The sequence below is a fragment of the Flavobacterium quisquiliarum genome, from assembly GCF_019308285.1.
Classification (GTDB): Bacteria; Bacteroidota; Bacteroidia; order Flavobacteriales; family Flavobacteriaceae; genus Flavobacterium; species Flavobacterium quisquiliarum.
Window position 1 is genome coordinate 74,744 of record NZ_WWEM01000038.1, and the last position, 20,162, is coordinate 94,905.

At 33.7% G+C, this 20,162-nt stretch carries 19 protein-coding genes; 17 read left to right on the forward strand and 2 right to left on the reverse strand.

Translation table 11 applies throughout. From position 1 onward, the window contains the following. Positions 1 to 191: 191 nt before the first annotated feature. Positions 192 to 1,691 carry a family 43 glycosylhydrolase gene (locus tag GSY47_RS21110; RefSeq protein WP_179002995.1) on the reverse strand — a complete coding sequence of 500 codons (1,500 nt, stop codon included), beginning with the start codon at positions 1,689 to 1,691 and terminating at the stop codon, positions 192 to 194. Between the two features lie 454 nt (positions 1,692 to 2,145). Between GSY47_RS21110 and metG the strand changes: the two genes are divergently transcribed. The 14 genes from metG to GSY47_RS21180 all read left to right on the forward strand — a co-directional run bounded on the left by metG (position 2,146) and on the right by GSY47_RS21180 (position 17,310). Further along, complete coding sequence (metG, locus tag GSY47_RS21115) at positions 2,146 to 4,281, forward strand: methionine--tRNA ligase (RefSeq protein WP_219071527.1); 2,136 nt, start codon at positions 2,146 to 2,148, stop codon at positions 4,279 to 4,281. Between the two features lie 198 nt (positions 4,282 to 4,479). Next, a complete protein-coding gene (locus tag GSY47_RS21120) occupies positions 4,480 to 4,755 on the forward strand; it encodes a hypothetical protein (protein WP_179002997.1) in 276 nt (91 codons plus the stop codon). 149 nt (positions 4,756 to 4,904) lie between these two features. Next, on the forward strand, positions 4,905 to 5,471 hold the full coding sequence (locus GSY47_RS21125; RefSeq protein ID WP_179002998.1) for an NfeD family protein: 567 nt from the start codon (positions 4,905 to 4,907) through the stop codon (positions 5,469 to 5,471). 11 nt (positions 5,472 to 5,482) lie between these two features. Continuing rightward, complete coding sequence (locus tag GSY47_RS21130) at positions 5,483 to 7,003, forward strand: flotillin family protein (protein WP_179002999.1); 1,521 nt, start codon at positions 5,483 to 5,485, stop codon at positions 7,001 to 7,003. A gap of 145 nt (positions 7,004 to 7,148) precedes the next feature. Beyond that, complete coding sequence (locus tag GSY47_RS21135; RefSeq protein WP_179003000.1) at positions 7,149 to 8,627, forward strand: hypothetical protein; 1,479 nt, start codon at positions 7,149 to 7,151, stop codon at positions 8,625 to 8,627. A 78-nt stretch (positions 8,628 to 8,705) separates the two neighbouring features. Beyond that, entirely contained in the window at positions 8,706 to 9,590 is an 885-nt protein-coding gene (locus GSY47_RS21140) for a DMT family transporter (protein ID WP_179003001.1), read from the forward strand. A 409-nt stretch (positions 9,591 to 9,999) separates the two neighbouring features. After that, positions 10,000 to 10,707, forward strand: a complete 708-nt coding sequence (locus tag GSY47_RS21145) for an HAD family hydrolase (protein WP_109191051.1) — start codon at positions 10,000 to 10,002, stop codon at positions 10,705 to 10,707. Next, positions 10,707 to 11,336, forward strand: a complete 630-nt coding sequence (locus GSY47_RS21150) for a chloramphenicol acetyltransferase (protein ID WP_219071528.1) — start codon at positions 10,707 to 10,709, stop codon at positions 11,334 to 11,336. Before GSY47_RS21145 ends, GSY47_RS21150 begins: the two co-directional genes overlap by 1 nt. Before the next feature lie 33 nt (positions 11,337 to 11,369). Next, on the forward strand, positions 11,370 to 12,767 hold the full coding sequence (locus GSY47_RS21155; protein WP_179003003.1) for a hypothetical protein: 1,398 nt from the start codon (positions 11,370 to 11,372) through the stop codon (positions 12,765 to 12,767). Positions 12,768 to 12,944: 177 nt separating this feature from the next. Then, complete coding sequence (locus tag GSY47_RS21160; protein WP_179003004.1) at positions 12,945 to 14,075, forward strand: OmpA family protein; 1,131 nt, start codon at positions 12,945 to 12,947, stop codon at positions 14,073 to 14,075. 215 nt (positions 14,076 to 14,290) lie between these two features. Beyond that, entirely contained in the window at positions 14,291 to 15,643 is a 1,353-nt protein-coding gene (locus tag GSY47_RS21165; protein ID WP_246611371.1) for a hypothetical protein, read from the forward strand. A 101-nt stretch (positions 15,644 to 15,744) separates the two neighbouring features. Continuing rightward, complete coding sequence (locus GSY47_RS21170; protein WP_179003006.1) at positions 15,745 to 16,263, forward strand: ferritin; 519 nt, start codon at positions 15,745 to 15,747, stop codon at positions 16,261 to 16,263. An 82-nt stretch (positions 16,264 to 16,345) separates the two neighbouring features. Next, positions 16,346 to 16,531 carry a hypothetical protein gene (locus GSY47_RS21175; protein WP_091489749.1) on the forward strand — a complete coding sequence of 62 codons (186 nt, stop codon included), beginning with the start codon at positions 16,346 to 16,348 and terminating at the stop codon, positions 16,529 to 16,531. An 86-nt stretch (positions 16,532 to 16,617) separates the two neighbouring features. After that, a complete protein-coding gene (locus GSY47_RS21180; protein ID WP_179003007.1) occupies positions 16,618 to 17,310 on the forward strand; it encodes a DUF2461 domain-containing protein in 693 nt (230 codons plus the stop codon). A gap of 78 nt (positions 17,311 to 17,388) precedes the next feature. On the opposite strand, the gene GSY47_RS21185 is transcribed toward GSY47_RS21180, so the two are convergent. Continuing rightward, positions 17,389 to 17,715 carry a single-stranded DNA-binding protein gene (locus GSY47_RS21185; protein ID WP_091489754.1) on the reverse strand — a complete coding sequence of 109 codons (327 nt, stop codon included), beginning with the start codon at positions 17,713 to 17,715 and terminating at the stop codon, positions 17,389 to 17,391. Positions 17,716 to 17,892: 177 nt separating this feature from the next. On the opposite strand from GSY47_RS21185, the gene GSY47_RS21190 reads away from it, so the two are divergent. The 3 genes from GSY47_RS21190 to GSY47_RS21200 are packed head-to-tail and all read left to right on the forward strand — an operon-like array spanning position 17,893 to position 20,149. Next, positions 17,893 to 19,422, forward strand: coding sequence for a bifunctional GNAT family N-acetyltransferase/carbon-nitrogen hydrolase family protein (locus tag GSY47_RS21190; RefSeq protein WP_179003008.1), 1,530 nt, complete (start codon positions 17,893 to 17,895; stop codon positions 19,420 to 19,422). A 24-nt stretch (positions 19,423 to 19,446) separates the two neighbouring features. Next, positions 19,447 to 19,791 carry a hypothetical protein gene (locus GSY47_RS21195; RefSeq protein WP_179003009.1) on the forward strand — a complete coding sequence of 115 codons (345 nt, stop codon included), beginning with the start codon at positions 19,447 to 19,449 and terminating at the stop codon, positions 19,789 to 19,791. A 10-nt stretch (positions 19,792 to 19,801) separates the two neighbouring features. Next, a complete protein-coding gene (locus tag GSY47_RS21200; RefSeq protein ID WP_091489760.1) occupies positions 19,802 to 20,149 on the forward strand; it encodes a hypothetical protein in 348 nt (115 codons plus the stop codon). The last annotated feature ends 13 nt before the right edge of the window (positions 20,150 to 20,162 follow it).

Genomic DNA, 20,162 nt, shown 5'->3' on the forward strand with positions numbered 1-20,162 from the left:
TAGTTTAAACTGGTTCTATTTTATTTGCGTTTTGCCACAAAGACAGTAAGGCACAAAGTTTTTTTACTAAGAATCGAGGTTCCTTAAATGAGTCATCTGTGCAAATTTGTTTAAATCTTTAATTCCGATAGCTATCGGGAGCATGAAATAATAAACTTTGCGCCTTAGCGCCTTTGTGGCAGACAAAAAAACTACAGCGTCTTATAAACAAAATTTCTAAACTTTACACTTCCCTTTCCAATAGAACAAAGACCAATTCTTAATCCTAAGAAACCACTCAAAACATTATGGTTGTATCCTGAAACTTCTACAGAATTCTCGATTTTTTTCCAGTCTTTTCCATCAATACTGTAAAACATATCGACCGTGTTTTTGATGTTTTTTAAACGAAGAAAAACTTTTCGGTTATGTGTATTTTTCTCTGTTGGAAACTGCCATCCTCTCAAATTTGCCAAAATGTTATTTTGATCGGCTAAGATTCCTGAGTAATATTTATTGTCATAAAAAAGCACCAATCCACCAACTGCATCTCCTTCCATCTCCAATTCGACTTCAGCCGTATACGAATGTCCACCAGGAACAATTACCAGCGGAGAACTATTTCCAACACCATCTCCTTTTCCTTCAATAGTCAGAGTATTATTGGCTACTTTAAATCTTGAACTTTCAATTCCATTATAAAATTTCCATTGTGGTTTTAAAGCCGAACCTTCAAAATTATCACTTAACGAAAATTCAGGAAGTGTCTTCCCTTGTGGTTTTGCAATCGGTTTATCTGTTTGAGTGTTATCAGAAATTTTATACCAGCCGTCTTTTGTCCATTCCACAGGTTGTAGCAAAGTCTGACGCCCCAAGTTGTAATAATCTTTTTCGTAACCGTGAAAAATCATCCACCATTTTCCGTTGGCATCTTCAAAAATAGTACTGTGTCCTTTTGACCACCAAGTTTCAGAACTATTATTGGTTCGCAAAACCGGATTATGTGGCGAGTTTTCCCAAGGTCCAAGTGGCGATTTTGATCTTGCCGAAATTACCATATGACTTGTCGCCGGACCAGCAGTTCCGCCTTCGGCAACTGTTAAATAATAATATTCTCCTCGTTTGAACAATTTTGGTCCTTCCATACAGAAACATTCAATACTCCATTCTCTTGGAATTTTCCATCCGTCATAAACATGTTTTAGTTCGCTTGTTACCGAAAGTCCGTCTTTGGATAACGCCACATAACCTCCGTTACTGAAATACAAAAATCGGTTCCCTTTATCATCTGCAATATGTCCGGGATCAATGTTTCCGATTTTCAAATCTATTGGCTCGCTCCAAGGGCCGTTAATAGAATCGGCTGTAACTACAAAATTGGTATTATTCGCAGGAAAATAAATGTAGTATTTGTTGTTGTACTTAATTAAATCGGGGGCCCAAACAGCTCCAACATATTTTTGAAGCGCATTGGTAACCGGTTCCCAATTCATTAAATCCGTAGAATGCCAGATTAAAAGTCCTGGATAATAATCGAAAGAAGAATGTACGACATAATAATCTTTTCCGTCTTTTAATAAACTCGGATCGGGATAATCTCCTGCAAAAATTGGATTGGTATATTGTCCTTGCTTTAAACTCTTTTCTGATTGTGATTGAGAGTAACCACAATACACAAACAATATTGAAATGATTAGATATATTTTATTCATGTTTTGATATTTTTATTCAAATATAGTCAAAAAGACCATAAGGTTTTAATGGAGTGAAATTTTGTTAAGCTTTTACACAGAGATGCACGAAGAATTTCGCAGAGATTCGCAAAGTTTTTATGAAAGAAGTTAAAAATAATCTCGCAAAGTCGCAGAGGCGCAAAGTTTTTAGGACTAGTTTGTCATTTCGAGGAACGAGAAATCTCCACAAGTAACTCCGCTCCTAAAAGAGCCAATCTTTGTCGAGCTTCTTGTGGAGATTTCTCGTTCCTCGAAATGACAAACTGCATGGTTAATCTTTAACTTAAAAACAAAAACTTTGCGCCTCTGCGACTTTGCGAGAACCAAATTCAATAAAATCTTAGCGAATCTCTGCGCTTTTTCTTTGCGAATCTCTGTGTAATATTAAAATCTCAATTCTATTGCTTATTTTTGCACTCAATAAAATTGAATTATGATACAAGATCCAAAGAGATATACGATCACGGCGGCATTACCTTACACCAACGGGCCTATTCATATTGGGCATTTGGCTGGGGTTTATGTGCCTGCAGATATATATTCTAGATATTTAAGATTGCAAGGGAAAGATGTTGCATTTATTTGCGGAAGTGATGAACACGGTGTTGCAATTTCGATGAAAGCCAAAAAAGAAGGAATCACACCGCAGGAAGTTATTGATAAATATGATGGAATCATCCGTAAATCGTTTGCTGATTTCGGAATTTCATTTAACAATTACTCTAGAACTTCGGCGAAAATTCATCATGATACGGCTTCAGAATTCTTCAGGACTTTGTATGATAAAGGCGATTTTATTGAAGAAGTTACAGAACAATTGTACGATGCAAAAGCCAATCAGTTTTTAGCAGACCGTTTTGTGGTTGGAACTTGCCCAAAATGTGGAAACGACGGAGCTTATGGTGATCAATGCGAAAATTGCGGATCGACTTTGAACGCAACTGATTTGATTAACCCAAAATCGACTATTACAGGCGAGACTCCAGTTTTAAAATCAACGAAACACTGGTTTTTACCTTTGGATCGTTACGATGCTTTTTTACGCGAATGGATTTTGGAAGGTCATAAAAACGACTGGAAAACCAACGTTTACGGTCAAGTAAAATCGTGGATCGATGCCGGATTAGAACCTCGTGCGGTAACACGTGACTTGGATTGGGGAATTGATGTTCCTGTTGAAGGAGCTGAAGGCAAAAAATTATATGTTTGGTTTGATGCGCCGATCGGATATATTTCGTCTACAAAAGAATGGGCAGCACGCGAAGGAAAAGACTGGGAACCGTACTGGAAAGATCAGGATACGAAACTGGTTCACTTTATTGGAAAAGACAATATTGTTTTCCACTGTATTATTTTCCCAGCAATGCTTAAGGCTGAAGGAAGTTACATTTTACCAGACAACGTTCCAGCAAATGAGTTTTTGAATTTGGAAGGAAACAAACTTTCGACTTCTAAAAACTGGGCGGTTTGGTTACACGAATATTTAGAAGAGTTTCCAGATAAACAGGATGTTTTACGTTATGCTTTGACATCAAACGCTCCTGAAACAAAAGATAACGATTTTACGTGGAAAGATTTCCAAGCTAGAAATAACAACGAATTGGTTGCTGTTTTTGGAAACTTCATCAATCGTGTGGTGGTTTTAACCAACAAATATTACGATGGAATTATTCCAGCGCCAAACGAATTTACAGAAGTTGACGAACAAACTTTAGCAGAATTAAAAGCGTATCCAGCTGTAATTTCAAGTTCAGTGGAGCGTTACAGATTCCGTGAAGCTTTGGGCGAATTGATGAATGTGGCTCGTTTAGGAAACAAATATCTGGCAGACGAAGAGCCTTGGAAAGTGATGAAAGACAATCCAGAGCGTGTAAAAACACAAATGTATGTAGCGTTACAAATTGCTGCGGCGTTGAGCGTTTTGGCTGAACCTTTTTTACCTTTTACTGCGGCGAAACTTTCTAAAATATTGAATTTAGGGGATCTTAAAGAGCACTTTGCAGGTTTCAGCAAATTCCTGAAAGAGAAAGATCGCGATGCAAAAGACATTTTTATTGATAAAACATTAGGTTGGAATGATATTTCTGAAAATTCAGATTTACTTCCGGCAGGACATAAAATTGGCGAAGCAGAATTGCTTTTCGCTAAAATCGAAGACGAAGAAATACAAAAACAAATAGATAAATTGGAAGCAACAAAAACAGCTAATCTTGCCGAAAACAAACAAGCAGAACCACAAAAAGATTTAATTCAGTTTGAGGATTTTGCAAAAATGGATATTCGTATCGGAACTATTTTGGAAGCTGAAAAAATGCCAAAAGCAAACAAACTTTTAGTGCTTAAAGTAGATACAGGAATCGATGTTCGTACGATTGTTTCTGGAATTGCTGAAAGTTTTTCGCCAGAAGAAATTATCGGGAAACGTGTTTCTGTACTAGCAAACCTTGCTCCAAGAGCTTTACGTGGTATTGAAAGTCAGGGAATGATTTTGATGACAACAAATGCTGAAGGGAAACTGGTTTTCGTAAATCCAGATGCTGATGCGCCGAATGGTGCTACGGTAAACTAAAGATTTTAAAAGATGTGTTATTGCACATCTTTTTTTATCTCTTTTAAGTTTATTTTGGATGTCCTGCAAGGTTTTCGAAACCTTGTAGGAATAAAAGCAAAATAAAATTCTTACTTTTTTTGTTTCTTTCAAAATCATTTTTATAAGTTTGTTCTGCAAAAAATACCCTTAAGGATTTTTAATTAAAACTTTAAGAGAATGATTAAAGAAAATCAAAAACCGACACACCACGATGTAATGCCATCAATGGCAAAATTTCTTTCAGACTTATGGTTTGAAGGCGATTTTAGAGAACAACCCCATTATCTGTCTGAAATTTTCAAGCGAATTCTTGAAACAGATTTGGGAGATGACAAAGAGCTAAGATCAAAAATGATGGAATGCATCAAAACCAGTGAAATGCTTGCCGAAACACTCGAACCGTTTTCGGATAAACAAATTCAGAAAGACTGCAATAAAATCATAACGGCTTAAGATAAAAGCGTAAATCGATTAACTTTTTTAATTGATTTGCGCTTTTTCTTTTCTACATATTATTAAATCATTGATTTTCCTTTAAAATTAGTTTTCTTACAAAAAAAATGAGATATTAGCGCCAAAAGTTATTCGAAAAACTGAAAATTATGGAGCTATTAGACAGTTTACCTACGTTGCTTAAATCTTTTTGGTACATCGCGATTCCAACAAGTTTAATTTTTCTTATTCAAACCATTATTACCTTTTCGGGTCTTGATGTTGCGGACGGATTTGATACCGATTTTGATGCTCACTTACATGATGGCGGTGATTTTCAGCTTTTTTCCTTAAGAAACTTAATCAACTTTTTGTTGGGTTTTAGCTGGACTGGGATTTCTTTTTATTCGACTCTTGGCGAAAAGCCAGTTTTTCTTATTGTTACTTCCTTTGTTGTTGGGGTTTTGTTTGTGCTTTTGTTTTTCTTCGTGATCAAACAAGTACAAAAACTAGCCGAAGACAATTCTTTTAAAATAACCAATACACTAAATAAAACTGCCGAAGTTTATCTGACTATTCCTGAAAAGAAAAGTGGAAAAGGCAAAATCATGATCAGCGTAAACGGTGCCTTTCATGAACTGGAAGCCATGACCGAAAATGACAGAATTCCGTCGGGAAGTTCAGTAAAAGTTGTCAAAATAGAAAACAACAACCTCTTAATCGTAGAAACCATATAACATAAATTATAATGATCAACCCAATTATTTTGATTGCAGTTGCGGCAATCGTTCTATTCGTAACCATTTCAGCATTAATCTCGAGGTACAAGCGCTGTCCTTCGGATAAAATTTTAGTAATCTACGGACGCACTGGCGGAACCTCAGCACGCTGTGTACACGGTGGAGGTGCTTTTATCTGGCCGGTAATTCAGGATTATTCTTTCTTGGATTTAAAACCGCTTTCTATCGAAGCCAATCTGACCAACGCGTTAAGCCGTCAGAACATTAGAGTCGATGTTCCTTGTCGATTCACCATTGCCATTTCTACAGAATCTGACAGCATGAATACAGCTGCTGAAAGATTATTAGGTTTGTCATCAGAACAAGTTCAAGAGCTTGCAAAAGATATTTTATTTGGTCAGTTGCGTTTGGTTATCGCAACGATGACTATTGAAGAAATTAACTCTGACCGTGATAAATTCCTGGATAACATTTCTAAAAATGTGGACAGTGAATTGAAGAAAATCGGTTTAAAACTAATCAACGTAAACGTTACGGATATTCGTGACGAATCTGGTTATATCGAAGCTTTAGGAAAAGAAGCTGCTGCAAAAGCAATCAATGAGGCTAAAATTAGTGTTGCTGAACAAGAAAAAATCGGGGAAACTGGTAAAGCTCTTGCCGACAGGGAAAAAGACACTCAAATTGCAGAAACGCACAGAGATCGTGACGTAAAAATTGCCATTACTCAAAAAGACCGTGAAATTAGTATTGCAACAGCTGCTAAAGACGAAACCATTGGTAAAGCAGAAGCTGAAAGAGATACAAGGGTAAAAACTTCTGAGGCTAACGCGATTGCGATTCAGGGAGAAAACGAGGCAAAAATTGCCATCGCTAATTCTGAAGCGATTCGTAGAGAAAAAGAAGCAGAATCGTTGCGTATCGCAATTGCAGCAGAAAAAGTACAACAGGCAAAAGCATTGGAAGAATCTTATCTTGCAGAGCAAAAAGCCGAGTTGGCGCGTTCTGAAAGAGAACGTTCTACACAAATTGCGAACATTGTAGTTCCTGCCGAAATTGCTAAACAAAGAGCCATTATCGAAGCACAAGCAGCTGCTGAAACTATCAGAGAAAATGCAAAAGGAGAAGCTGATGCAATTTTCGCTAAAATGGAAGCAGAAGCAAAAGGTCTATTTGAAATATTAACGAAACAAGCCGAAGGTTATAAAGATGTTGTGGCTGCAGCAGGCGGAGATCCAAGCAAAGCATTCCAACTTTTATTATTAGAGAAACTTCCTGAATTGGTTAAAACTCAAGTTGAAGCTGTTAAAAATATCAAGATTGACAAAATCACGGTTTGGGATTCTGGAAATGGTCAGGGCGAAAATGGTTCAACTGCCAACTTTGTTTCTGGTATGATGAAAACTGTTCCGCCTTTAAATGATTTATTCAACATGGCCGGATTAAATTTACCTTCTTATCTAAAAGGTGAAGATCCAACTACACCGGAAGTTCCACCAACGATTCAGGTTGAAGAAACTAAAGAATAAAGAAGTTCTTCTTTTTAAAATAAAAAAGCACGAACCGATTATAATTTTTAATCGATTCGTGCTTTTTGCTTTCATGATATCAAAAAGGTATTTAGATTTGTAACCATCAAAATCTTACTAAATAACATAATTCAACCAAAAACCAATGTTAAAGAAACCATTATTGATCTGTTTTCTATTAAGCAGTTTAATTTCTTTCTCTCAAGAAATTGTAAAAGAATTTGATTTAAAACTAGAAAAGAAAAGAGATTTTTTTCAGATAGTAAACGAAAGCAAAAAAGAGGTTGTTTTACTTCTGAATGATAAAGAAAAAGTCACTTCGATAAGATTTGATGAAACGTTTAGTATTAAAGATTCTCTGTCCTTTGCAAGACCTGAGAGAATGTATGAAGAAATAATTGGTTACAGTCAAAATGAAAATGATTATTTTGTTTTTTGGGGATCAAAAGACAGAAAAAAAATCAGCTCTCAATACTTTAATTTTACAACAAAGGAAAGCAAAACCAATTCGATTAGTTTAGAATTAAAGAAGGAAAAAGTAATTAAAGAACTCACAATAAAAAATGTTTTCTATCTTATTACAATCGTTAAAAATACGAGTATTTTAAAACTTTATATCTCTGATAATAACGGCAACTTAATCGAAAAGACTATGGACTTATCGCATTTAGAGTTTAAGAACATGTATAATAATCCTGCAGACTTATATACCGTTTTAACAGATGAATCGTCTGAACCTTCCTTTCAAAATATAACAAATGATAGTCCGCCATCACTTGCTTTGAGTGCCAAGAGATATAAAATTTATACTTACAGTTCCGATGAGATTATATTCACAATAGACAACACTGCAAATGCAACTCAGATTTTAAGAGTCAATCTTCAAAATTTTACTTCAGATCTCAAATCTATTGCACAGCCAAAAATCGAAAAAGGACAATATGGTTCACTGCAATTTAAATCGAATTCTTTTTTGATTGATGATAAAATTCTTCAGTTAAAAACCAATTCATTTGTTCTCTTTGTTACAATTAGTGATTTGAATGGTACTAAAATTAAAGAATACAAAGTTTTACACGATCAGGAAATAGATTTTAAAAACTCTGATTTTGTACAAGAAAGTAATGGAATTCACAATCAAAAAATTATTGAAAACACAGAAAAGTTCCTTCGAAAAATTCACAACTTCCCTAGTATATCCTGCTATAAATCAAATGGTGTTTATTACACTATTTTAGGAAGCTCTGTAGATAAAACTCACTATAGTGGCGGAATGGGAATGGGAGCTCCAGGTATTGGCATGGGTACTGTTGGAATGGTACCTGTTTTCTACGGAACCAATTATACCGTGGAAAATTTGATTTCTTATAAGGATAAAATTGTATTCTACACAAACTGCTTATTCGATTCCAATTTCAATCATGTTAAGGGTGAGATAAAAAGTTCTGCTTTTGACAAAGTCAGAGCATTTATTGAAGAAAATAATGAAATCCGTGAAAGTGTCACGCTCCTTACTACAAGTTTATATAAAGATTTAATTCTTTTTAAGCACAATACTAATTTATATCTAGGGAATTATAATAAGAAAAATAAAAAATATCAGATTTTTAGTTTTAGCGAATAGCTAAAAAATTTCTTTATTGAATAAATATGCTTTTAGTGAAGTATCTTTGAAAAAAAATATTTAAGAATAAATAATCCAATGAAACTCACTAAACCAAGATTAGCCCTAATCTGCGGTATCCTTTGCATTTCGATTTTCCCAATATTGGTAAAATTACGTTTAACACCAGGATTGATTTCGGCATTTTACCGAATGTTTTTTGCTGTTTTACTTTTACTGCCTTATGTCATTTTTAGCGGAAACTTTAAACTTCCTAGTCTGAAATTTACACTTTTGGCAATGCTTTGCGGTGTTTTATTTTCATCAGATGTTGCGGTTTGGAATATTGCTATTCAGGAATCAAGTGCGACTCAGGCTTCTTTGTTAACTAATTTATCTCCTGTCTGGGTTGGAGTTGGTTCTTTTCTTTTTCTGAAATCAAAACCTGCTACAAACTTCTGGATTGGAACTGTTGTTTCTCTTTTCGGAATGGTAACTTTAGTGGGCTTTGAGTTTTTTATTGATTTGAATTTCGATCAGGCATTTTTGTTTGCTGTTTTATCTGGAATTCTATATTCGATTTATCTTTTGGTCAGCAAAAATGTGCTTTCAGGAGTTGATGTTCTTTCGTTTATGACCATTAGTTTAACGGCTTCCAGCATCTATTTGGGAATTTTATGTTATTCGCTGCACGAACCTTTTACTGGATTTTCAAATGCGGGCTGGTTTGTTTTGGTTTTACAAGCTGTAATCTGTCAATTGTGCGCTTGGCTTTCGATTAGTTATGCCACACAGCACATGCGTGCAACCAGAGTTTCGTTGAGTTTGTTAAGTCAGGCGGTAATTACTTCTATTTTGGCTTGGTTGTTTTTGGAAGAAAAAATAACTTTACAGATGGTTTTCGGCGGCATCGTTTTACTTTTCGGAATCCGAATTACTTTTTACGATAAAACTATTTCTTTGAAAAGGTTGCTTTCTAAGTGAAATTAGTATACTGATTTACACTGCTAATTTGTGAAATTCATGACATTCTTTTCATGCAGATTTTGGCTAAAAAGTCTCCCGCAGATTTAGCAGATTTGGCAGATTTATTTCTTATATTTAAAGAAAGTCATCAGAAAAAAATTAGCATGAATTCGTGAAATTTGTGGCAAAAAAAGTTTCAAGCAGATTCGGCAGATTTAAGCAGATTTATTAAAAAAATCCTTATAATCTAAATAATCTGTGGCAAAAAAATTAGTGAAATTGGCGACAAAAAAGTCTCTCGCAGATCTGGCAGATTGAGCAGATTTAATTTTAAAATCCTCTTAATTTATTAATCAAAAAAAATAATTCGTGAATTCGTGGCAGAAAACCTGAAACTTGAAACAAGTCAAACCTGAAACAAAAATCTATGTTACATAAAACTAAAATACCAAACTTAAAAGTAATTGCATTTGATGCAGATGATACTTTATTTGTAAACGAACCCTATTTCCAGGAAACCGAACATAAATTTTGTGCTTTGATGGAAGATTATCTTTCGCATCAAGGCATTTCACAAGAATTATTTAAAATTGAAATTGCCAATCTTCCTTTGTACGGTTACGGAATCAAAGGTTACATTCTTTCGATGATTGAAGCAGCAATGAATATTTCGAATAATACTATTCCTGTTGAAGTCATTGAAAAAATCATTCAGTACGGAAAAGAATTGCTAGAAAAACCAATCGAATTACTAGACGGAATCGAAGAAACATTACAAGCTCTGCACGGAAAATACAAATTGGTCGTAGCAACAAAAGGCGATTTAAAAGATCAGCACAGCAAATTGCATCGTTCAGGTTTAGGACATTATTTTCATCATATCGAAGTCATGTCAGACAAACAAGAAATCGATTATCAAAAACTATTGGGCCGTTTAGACATTCAAGCGCATGAATTTCTGATGATCGGAAATTCACTTAAATCAGATGTATTGCCCGTTTTAGGAATTGGCGGATATGCCGTTCATATTCCGTTTCACACCACTTGGGAACACGAAAAAATTAATCATACTATAGAACACGAGCATTTTAGTTCATTTGAAACTATTGCAGAAGTGGTTCCGAATTTATTATAATGAAAACACTTTTAGACTTAGAAAACTGGAATAGAAAAGAGCATTTTGCTCATTTTAAACAAATGGAAGAGCCTTTCTTTGGCGCAACGGTAGAAATCGATTGTACCAAAGCGTATCAAACTGCCAAAAGTTTAAATGCTTCTTTTTTCATCTTCTACCTGCATAAAACCTTAGTTGCAGTAAATACAATTGAGAATTTTAAATACCGAATTTCCGAAAACAAGATTTACATTAACGAGCGTGTTGATGCTTCGGCAACAATTGGTCGCGAAGATGGTACTTTTGGATTTTCATTAATTGAATATCATCCCGATTTTAAAAGGTTCGAGCAAACAGCATTAGCAGAAATTGAACGCATTCAAAATACAACTGGACTTTTTACAAGAGAATTTAATGATGATAATTTGATTCATTTTTCAGCAATTCCGTGGTTGAACTTTACATCGCTTACACATGCGAGAAGTTTTACTTATCCGGACAGCTGTCCTAAAGTTTCTTTTGGAAAAATGATGATTTCAGAAACTGGAAAAAGAACCATTTCAATGGCTGTATATGTGCATCATGGTTTGATGGACGGAATGCATCTTGGACAATTCGTAGATCTTTTTCAAGAGCTTATGAATCAATAAATTAAATGGAATAATTTTTGTTCGAAGAAACTTATGAAACAAATCTTCCTTTTTCTTGTTTTAATGTATAGTACTGTTTCGTTAAGTCAAACAGTATTGACTTCCTATCCTATAGATTTAAAAACACAGAAAGAGGACTGCGAAACTTTAAACGCAGAAAACGTTGTTACGCATGAAGTTTTCGCTTTTATTGCCTCTCGTGATAGTTTGACTATTCTCAAATACAATAATGCTTTATTCCTAAACGATAAGTTTACCACTACGCGACAATATACAGAAAACAGATCCTTAATGGGTTATAGTTTCAGCGAAGACGGCAATCCGACTTTGTATTGGTTTTCGCCAGCAGACAACAGCATTATCGTTATCAAATATTATTTTGAAACTAAAACAACTAGAGCTTTAAAATTTGGTTTACCTGTTGACGAACAATCTATTCTAGCACAATATCAAAAGGATAATAATTTTTATCTGGTTTTGAAATACAAAGAAAAACCAGCCTTAACAGTTTATCTTTTTAAAAATGGAATGGCCGATGAAAAGTTTTTAGACTTCTCCCCTTTTATTTTTCGAGATCGAAAAACACAGCAAAAGACATTCAACCAGATTTTAAATGAAAATCCGATTGAAAAAATGGAACCTGGAGAATATAATCCACTTTATAAAGCAACTGCAAAAAGTAAACTTTATATACTTCCAAATCGTTTAATTCTGACTTTAGACCAAGGCCTAAGAAAAACACAGCTTTTTGACATCAATCTCGAGAATTCTGAAGTAACAGAAAAAACTTTTTTACAGCCTTTGGGACAAAAAAATGCTAGAACATCCAACTCATTTTATCATGAAAACAAGCTTTATCAGATTAACGTAAACGCTAATGAGCTTTTATTTGATATTAAAGATTATAATACTGGAGAATCGATAAAATCATTCACTGTTTTAAGGAAAGATACTATTCGTTTTAATAACTCTCCTCTTTTAATGCAGATTGAGGACCGTAAACCTAAAACCATAAAAAATACCAGTAATTTTATTAAAGAACTGGCTTCTACCAATGCAGGTCTTTCTGTATATAAAAACCAAAAGAACCTTTTTATAACATTGGGCGGGACTGGTAGCAGCTCAAAAACTGTATCTATGAATGGTTTTAATATGTTTGATGATTATTTTCGAGATTTTCCTTCCAGCGGTTATTACAACATAGACAGTGATTATTCTGTTTTTTTTGAAAGCATCTGGACCAAGAAACTGGAATTAACTACTGAAACACACGAACCGCTTGCTTCAGATAAGATTTTTTATTTTATCGATACACACCGAGAAATATTTATTCCAAATATTCTAAAATTAAAAAATTATTCCATTTTAGGTTATTACGATACAATTGCCAAGCAATACACTTTACGAAAATTCACAGATGGATTTAACTAAACAACTCATAACAAAATAGTTACACCTTAAAGCATCAAGCCCGCAATTCATAAGGGGTTTTAATCAGAATTATCAACCCATTAAATTACCTTATTTTAACACCTTTCTGACTTATTAAGGAAGCTTTTACTTTTATTTTATTGTTGTTTTGGCGCAAAATTTAAAACATCAATAATAATGAAAAAAGTTGTAATGACTTTAGCTTTTGCCCTTGCACTCACAGGAGCTCACGCACAAACAGAAAGCAACAGCGGATTTAATAAATGGTCTATAGAATTTGCTGGTGGTTTAACTAAACCTCAAAGACCATTTTCTTCAGGCTATGCAACAGACACTCCAAGCCCTTGGGTTGGTGATTTTGGAGTTCGTTACATGCTTAACAATAAATTCGGTTTAAAGGCTGACTTTGGATATAACAGTTTCAAAGGCAAAAAGAATTCTATTGATTTTGATTCAAAATACTACAGAGTAGATGTGCAAGCAGTTGCCAACTTAGGACGCATAATGAATTTTGAAACTTGGACTAACACTTTTGGTTTACTTGGACACGCTGGTTTTGGTGTTGGCCAATTAGAAAGTGATAATTTTAGAGGAAAAGATAAAGTTGGTAATTTTATTGCGGGTGTTACAGGGCAGATAAGATTATCGAATAGAGTTGCCTTAACTGGGGATCTTTCAACTATTGTAAATGCAGGACAAGATCATACTTTTGATGGAGCATCAGCTACAGGAAACAGAGGCTTTTCTGGAGTTCTTTTCAACGGAACTATCGGATTAAATGTCTACTTAGGTAAAAACATTAAACATGCAGACTGGATGGTAACATCATCTGATAATTCGAACGTTGGCGCCTTAGAAAACAAAATTGCAGAACTTGAATCTCAAATCAAAAAAAACCCAGCATCAAAAGAAGTTGTTGTAGAAAAACAAGTTAGTACTCCACAATTAAATGAAAATGATTTGATCAAAAAAATGATCAATGATAAATACTATAGTGTGTACTTTGATTTTAACAAATCAACACCAATCCAACACTCAACCGCAGCAATCGATGTTGTTTTAACTTACTTAAGAAATAACCCATCTGCATCACTTGATTTAATTGGCTATGCTGATCAAGTTGGAAAAGCAGGATACAATGAGAAATTATCAAATGCAAGAGCAGCTAACGTGAAAACTATTTTTGAAAAAGCAGGAATTGCTTCTTCTCGTTTGAATATTGTTGCTAATGGCGCTGACACCTCAATTCAAAAAGATTCTGATGAAGCTAGAAGACTGGCTAGAAGAGTTGTCTTTATTGTGAAATAGCCTTTTTTTACAATCATAAAACAAAAGTCCTTAAGAAAAATATCTTAAGGACTTTTTTATTGTTTAAATTTAAGGTATTAAATACCATAAAAATTGGAATAAATTTTGATGAATTTTCCACTATGAAAAAACTGCTTCTACTCTTCGTTTTATTTTCTAAAACCGTGCTGTTTAGTCAAACAGTACTAAATTCTTTACCATTAAATCTCAACTTTTTGGGAAAGACCCAGATTTTAAATGCTCAAGATGAAAAAAGTAAGGACATTTATGTTTTTACGTGGGACAATAAAAACGTAAATATTTTAAAATACAATCCGTCTTTATTCCTCGCAAATCAATTTACAGATTCCATCAAACATGAAACTAGTCGGGATTTAATTGGCTACAGCATCAGTGAGGATAAAAAACCATCCCTTTACTGGAGTTCCCGTGATTATAAAAATATTTTAATTACAGTCTATAATCTAGATAATAAAACCTTAGAATCCTTAAACTTCGATTTCCCAAAAAATCACGATTATATTATTAGTTCTTTCCAGCAGAATAATACTTTCTTCATTCTTGCAAAAGAAAAAGACTTTGAACATCTGCTTCTTTACAAATTTGAAGATGGAAAATGTCAAGTTAAAATGTTTGATTTTTCTTCCTTTGTTTTTAAGAATGAAAGGAATACTCAAATCTCTTTTAATGCACTTATTAAATATTTCCCGATACAGAAAATAGACCCAGATATTTATGCTCCAATTGAATTGGCTTCAAGTACTAGCAAAATGTATGTTATTCAGGATCATATTATTTTGACATTTGATAATAGTCTTATCAAAACACAAGCATTCGATCTTAACATTAAAACGGGTGAAATAAAAGAAAAAACTTTTGATCTGCCTGCTCCAGAAACTCCGTTACGAACAACGAATTCTTTTTATAGTGATAATAAACTATTCCAAGTAAAGGCAAATAGAGAATTCTTTTTATTTCAAATCAAAGATTTTGATTCAGGAAAAGGCATCAAGAATTATTCATTTTCAAAAAATGATACGATTCCTTTTATGAATTCTCCTTTCATTACACAAATTGACAATAACGAACCTCGTCAATTAAAAACTACTGAAAAGTTTCTGAAAAGCATAAACGGGCTTCCTGCTGGTGTTTCCGTTTTTAAAAACCATAAAAACAGTTTTATCACTTTTAGCGGTTTTGGAGAATATTCAGATTTTTATTTTTCATTCAATTCTTCAAATGATTTTGGAGAGCGTGTCCCTTATTCGCTAAGCAAAGCAGTTTATTTTGACGCAATGTTAAGTGAAAACCTAAATTTCGCAAAAGACTATCAATCAAGACCTTTAGCTATAGACAATTTGTTTTACTTTTTGAACAGTAATAAAGGCATAAAACTTTATGATGCGTTAAGATTGAAAGATTTTTATGTTTTAAGCTATTTCGATAGTGGTTCTCAACAGTTTATAATGCGAAAATTTACCGATGGCCCTATGATGCAAGACAATGGAAATCCGATTATGAATAAATCTCAATTCTCAAAACCTTTCTCTTTTGGCGATATAAAATAGTATTAAATTTATTGGAAGTGAATTGAAATACGTATTGTTTTCAGGGTTTTGAAAAAATGGTTTGGATTATTTTTTCTAATTTTACAAAAAAGACACATATTATGCTATCAAAAAATATTGAATCGGCTTTAAACAAGCAAATCCGCATAGAAGCAGAATCTTCGCAAACGTATCTTTCTATGGCTTGTTGGGCAGAAGTACAAGGATTAGAGGGAATTGCTCAATTTATGTACACGCAGTCAGATGAAGAGCGTGCACACATGCTTAAATTGGTTAAGTATGTAAACGAACGCGGAGGCCACGCTCAGGTAACAGATTTAAAAGCACCTAAAATAACTTATTCTACTTTTAAAGAAATGTTTGAAGAGCTTTACAATCACGAACTTTTTGTATCGAAATCGATCAACGAATTAGTGCATATTACTTTTGAAGAAAAAGATTATGCTACACATAATTTCTTACAATGGTATGTTTCTGAACAAATCGAAGAAGAAGCAACTGCTAAATCTATTCTGGATAAAATCAATTTAATTGGGGAAGACAAAGGCGGACTTTACTTGTTCGACCGTGATATTCAGCAATTAACAGTTACAAGTTCGATTGCTATCAATCCAAAATAAAAAAAGTTAAAGTTTATTTAGAATATTTAAAAATTACTTTTTTGGTTTATATTTGTCTCTGTTTTTATAATACAGAGGAAAATTGGGCAAGAAAGAAAAAGACAAAGAGAAGAAAAAGGATAAAAAGAAAAAGAAAAATTCTGAAATCCTTGATAAGATTAAGAAGATTGAAAATTGCAAATCTTCTTGCTGTGAGAAATATAAAAAGAGCGAAAAAAAGCGCTGTTCTCGCTGTCCTATGTTTGATTTATTCAAAAAAACGGCTTAACAACATATACAAAAACCCATTAGATTTCTCTAATGGGTTTTTTAGTTTTAAATTGCAATCAATTTTTCTGATTTTTAAATTCACTTATGGAAAACCACGTTACTATACCAAAATCAAGCCTTGATTTTTTGGTTCAGCTTAAAGAAAACAATAACAAACCCTGGTTTGACGATCATAAATCCGAATATTTAATCGAATTAGAACATATTCAAAATTTTGCTGATGCTTTATTAAAAGAACTTTCTAAAACCGATGTTTTGGAAAATGCTTCAGGTAAAAAAAGCGTTTACCGAATCTATCGCGATATTCGTTTCTCTAAAGACAAAACTCCTTTTAAACATTATTGGGGCGGAAGCTATACACGCGCAACGGCTGCGAGACGTGGCGGTTATTATTTTCATTTGGAAAAAGGAAACAGTTTTTTCGCCGGTGGCTTTTGGGGACCAAATGCATCTGACTTAAAACGCATCAGAACTGAATTTGGATTTAACTCTGAAGCTTTCCGAGAAATCCTAAATTCCAAATCTTTCAAAGATACATTTGGAACACTGCAAGGCGAACAATTGAAAACAGCTCCAAAAGGTTTTGATGCCGATCATGAAGCCATTGATTTACTGCGTTACAAACAATTTTTAATCATCAAACGTTTTACAGACGAGGAAGTATTGAACCCAAAGTTTTTAGAACAAGCTTTGGACACTTTCAAAAAAATGAGACCTTTCTTCGATTACATGAGCGAAGTATTGACAACAGATAGCAATGGAGCTTCGATTTTATAATCATGTTATAAAAGTTAAACCCGACAGGTTTTAAAAACCTGTCGGGTTTGCTTTTCGTGGCGTATAATCAAAAGTTATTTATAGCAATAAAATCTCGTTTACAACAACTTCGGTTATGTATTTTTTCTCTCCGTTTTTGTCATCGTAACTTCTGTGAGTTAGTTTACCTTCAATTGCGACTTCTTTTCCTTTTACGACAAACTTTTCGATAATTTCGGCTACTTTTCCCCAGGCAGTTACACGATGCCATTCGGTTTGTTCTACCTTATCTCCTTTTTCGTTTCTGTAAACATCGTTGGTTGCGATTGTTAAATGCGCTAGCTTTTTACCGCTTTCTAATGTTTTAACTTCTGGATCATTCCCTACATTCCCAATTAATTGTACTCTGTTTTTCATTGCATTCATGGCGTATATTATTTAAATGTTAGTATAACTTGAAATTGTTCGTCAACTTCAACGATGCAAAGATGATACAGCCCAGCAATAACAGTCGGTTGTTAACTATTTACTATCGAATGTAACTATTTGTAACCGTTTGTAATTGGAAATGATTTTTTGTATATTTGAGAGAAATCTTACTATATGCAGGCAAAAATCAAAAAAGTCGAGTTACGAAATTTAGAAATTGAAGACTATAAACAATTAAAAAAATCAATGATAGAATCGTATCCTGAAATGGCCGATTCGTATTGGGGATCTGAAGATATAGAAAGATTACTTTCTATTTTTCCAGAAGGACAACTGGTAATTTTAGTTGATGGAAAAGTCGTTGGTTCTGCATTATCTCTAATTGTTGATGAAAAATTAGTAGAAAAAAGACATAATTACCAACAAATTAGTGGCGATTACAAATTCTCTACCCATAATCCAAATGCTGAAATTTTATACGGAATAGATGTTTTTATCCACCCAAATTATAGAGGTTTACGTCTAGGTCGTCGATTATACGATGCCAGAAAGGAACTTTGCGAACAGCTGAACTTAAAAGCAATTGTTTTTGCAGGCAGAATTCCGAGTTACAGGGAACATGCTAAAAAGATGTCTCCAAAAACCTATATCGAAAAAGTACGAACCAAAGAGTTGTATGATCCTGTTCTTTCTTTTCAGTTAAGCAATGATTTTCATGTTTTGAGAGTCATCAAAAATTATTTGGAAGGCGATGAAGAATCGAAAGAGTTTGCTGTTTTACTGGAATGGAATAATATTTATTATGATGACAGTCCGAAACTAATTAATCTAAAGAAAAACATCATTCGCTTGGGATTAATTCAATGGCAGATGCGTCCGTTAAACAACGTTGAAGCACTATTTGAACAAGCCGAATTCTTTATCGATGCTGTTTCTGGATATGGCTCTGATTTTGCTCTTTTTCCCGAATTATTCATTGCGCCTTTAATGGCCGATTACAATCATTTATCTGAAGCAGAAGCAATTCGGGAATTGGCACGCCATTCTGACCCAATCAGAAAGCGATTTCAGGAATTTGCCATCTCCTACAACATCAATATTATTACCGGAAGTATGCCATATTTGGAAGGCGGAAATCTGTATAATGTTGGCTTCTTGTGCAAAAGAGACGGAACTTCCGAAATGTATACCAAAATTCATATTACCCCAAACGAAGTGATTCATTGGGGAATGAAAGGTGGCTCTGAGTTTAAAACCTTTGATACCGATTGTGGGAAAATTGGAATTTTAATTTGTTATGATGTCGAATTCCCAGAACTTCCAAGACTTTTAGCTGATGAAGGAATGGATATTTTATTCGTGCCTTTTTTAACAGACACACAAAATGGATATACTCGTGTAAAACATTGTTCACAAGCACGTGCAATCGAAAATGAATGTTATGTAGCCATAGCAGGTTGTGTTGGAAATCTTCCGAAAGTAAACAATATGGACATTCAATATGCACAGTCTTCTGTATTTACACCTTCTGATTTTGCTTTTCCAAGCAACGGAATTAAAGCTGAAGCCACTCCAAACACCGAAATGACTTTAATTGTAGATGTTGATCTGAATTTATTAAAAGAACTTCATGAACATGGAAGTGTCAAAACATTAAAAGACAGAAGGAAAGATCTTTATGAACTTAAAAAGCTAAATTCATAAAGAGCTCATTAAATAAAAGAACCAATGACTGTCATTAGAAGAAATCCGTTATTTGAAATCTATATTGAAAATGATCATTTGGTAGTTAATAATACTGATTTCAGGAGGGATAACGGCATATTTGAAATTGACAGTATTACAAGTGTAGAACTGATAAGAAATTTATCTTTTATTAATAAAATAATAGAAACAACATTTGGACTAAATGTCCCCGCAAAATCAAGCGAACTTAGAATTAATTTGGAAAATGGTTTTAAGGATATTGTTCTAACCCATTGTGACCTTAAAAAAGTGGAACTTTTAATCTACAAAATCAATCAAGCAATTATTAAAAGAGAAAACGAAAAACCTAGTTTATCAACGAAATAAAAATTGTTAAATGAAGACATGCCTCGAATGTTCCGTTAAGATTGTTGGACGAGAAGACAAGAAATTTTGCTCTGATAGCTGCCGAAATGCGTACAATAACAAAATAAATAAAGATAGTACAAATTTCATGCGAAATATAAACAACAAGTTACGCAAAAATTACCGTATTTTGGCAGAGTTAAATGTAGATGGAAAATCAAAGGCATCGCGTGACAAATTATTAAACAAAGGCTTTGATTTTGAGTTTTTTACAAACATTTTACAGACGAAGACAGGAAATACATATTATTTCTTGTATGACCAAGGCTATCGTTCCTTGGACAATGATTATTTTATGCTTGTTAAAAAAGAAATATAGTTAGCGTTTATTA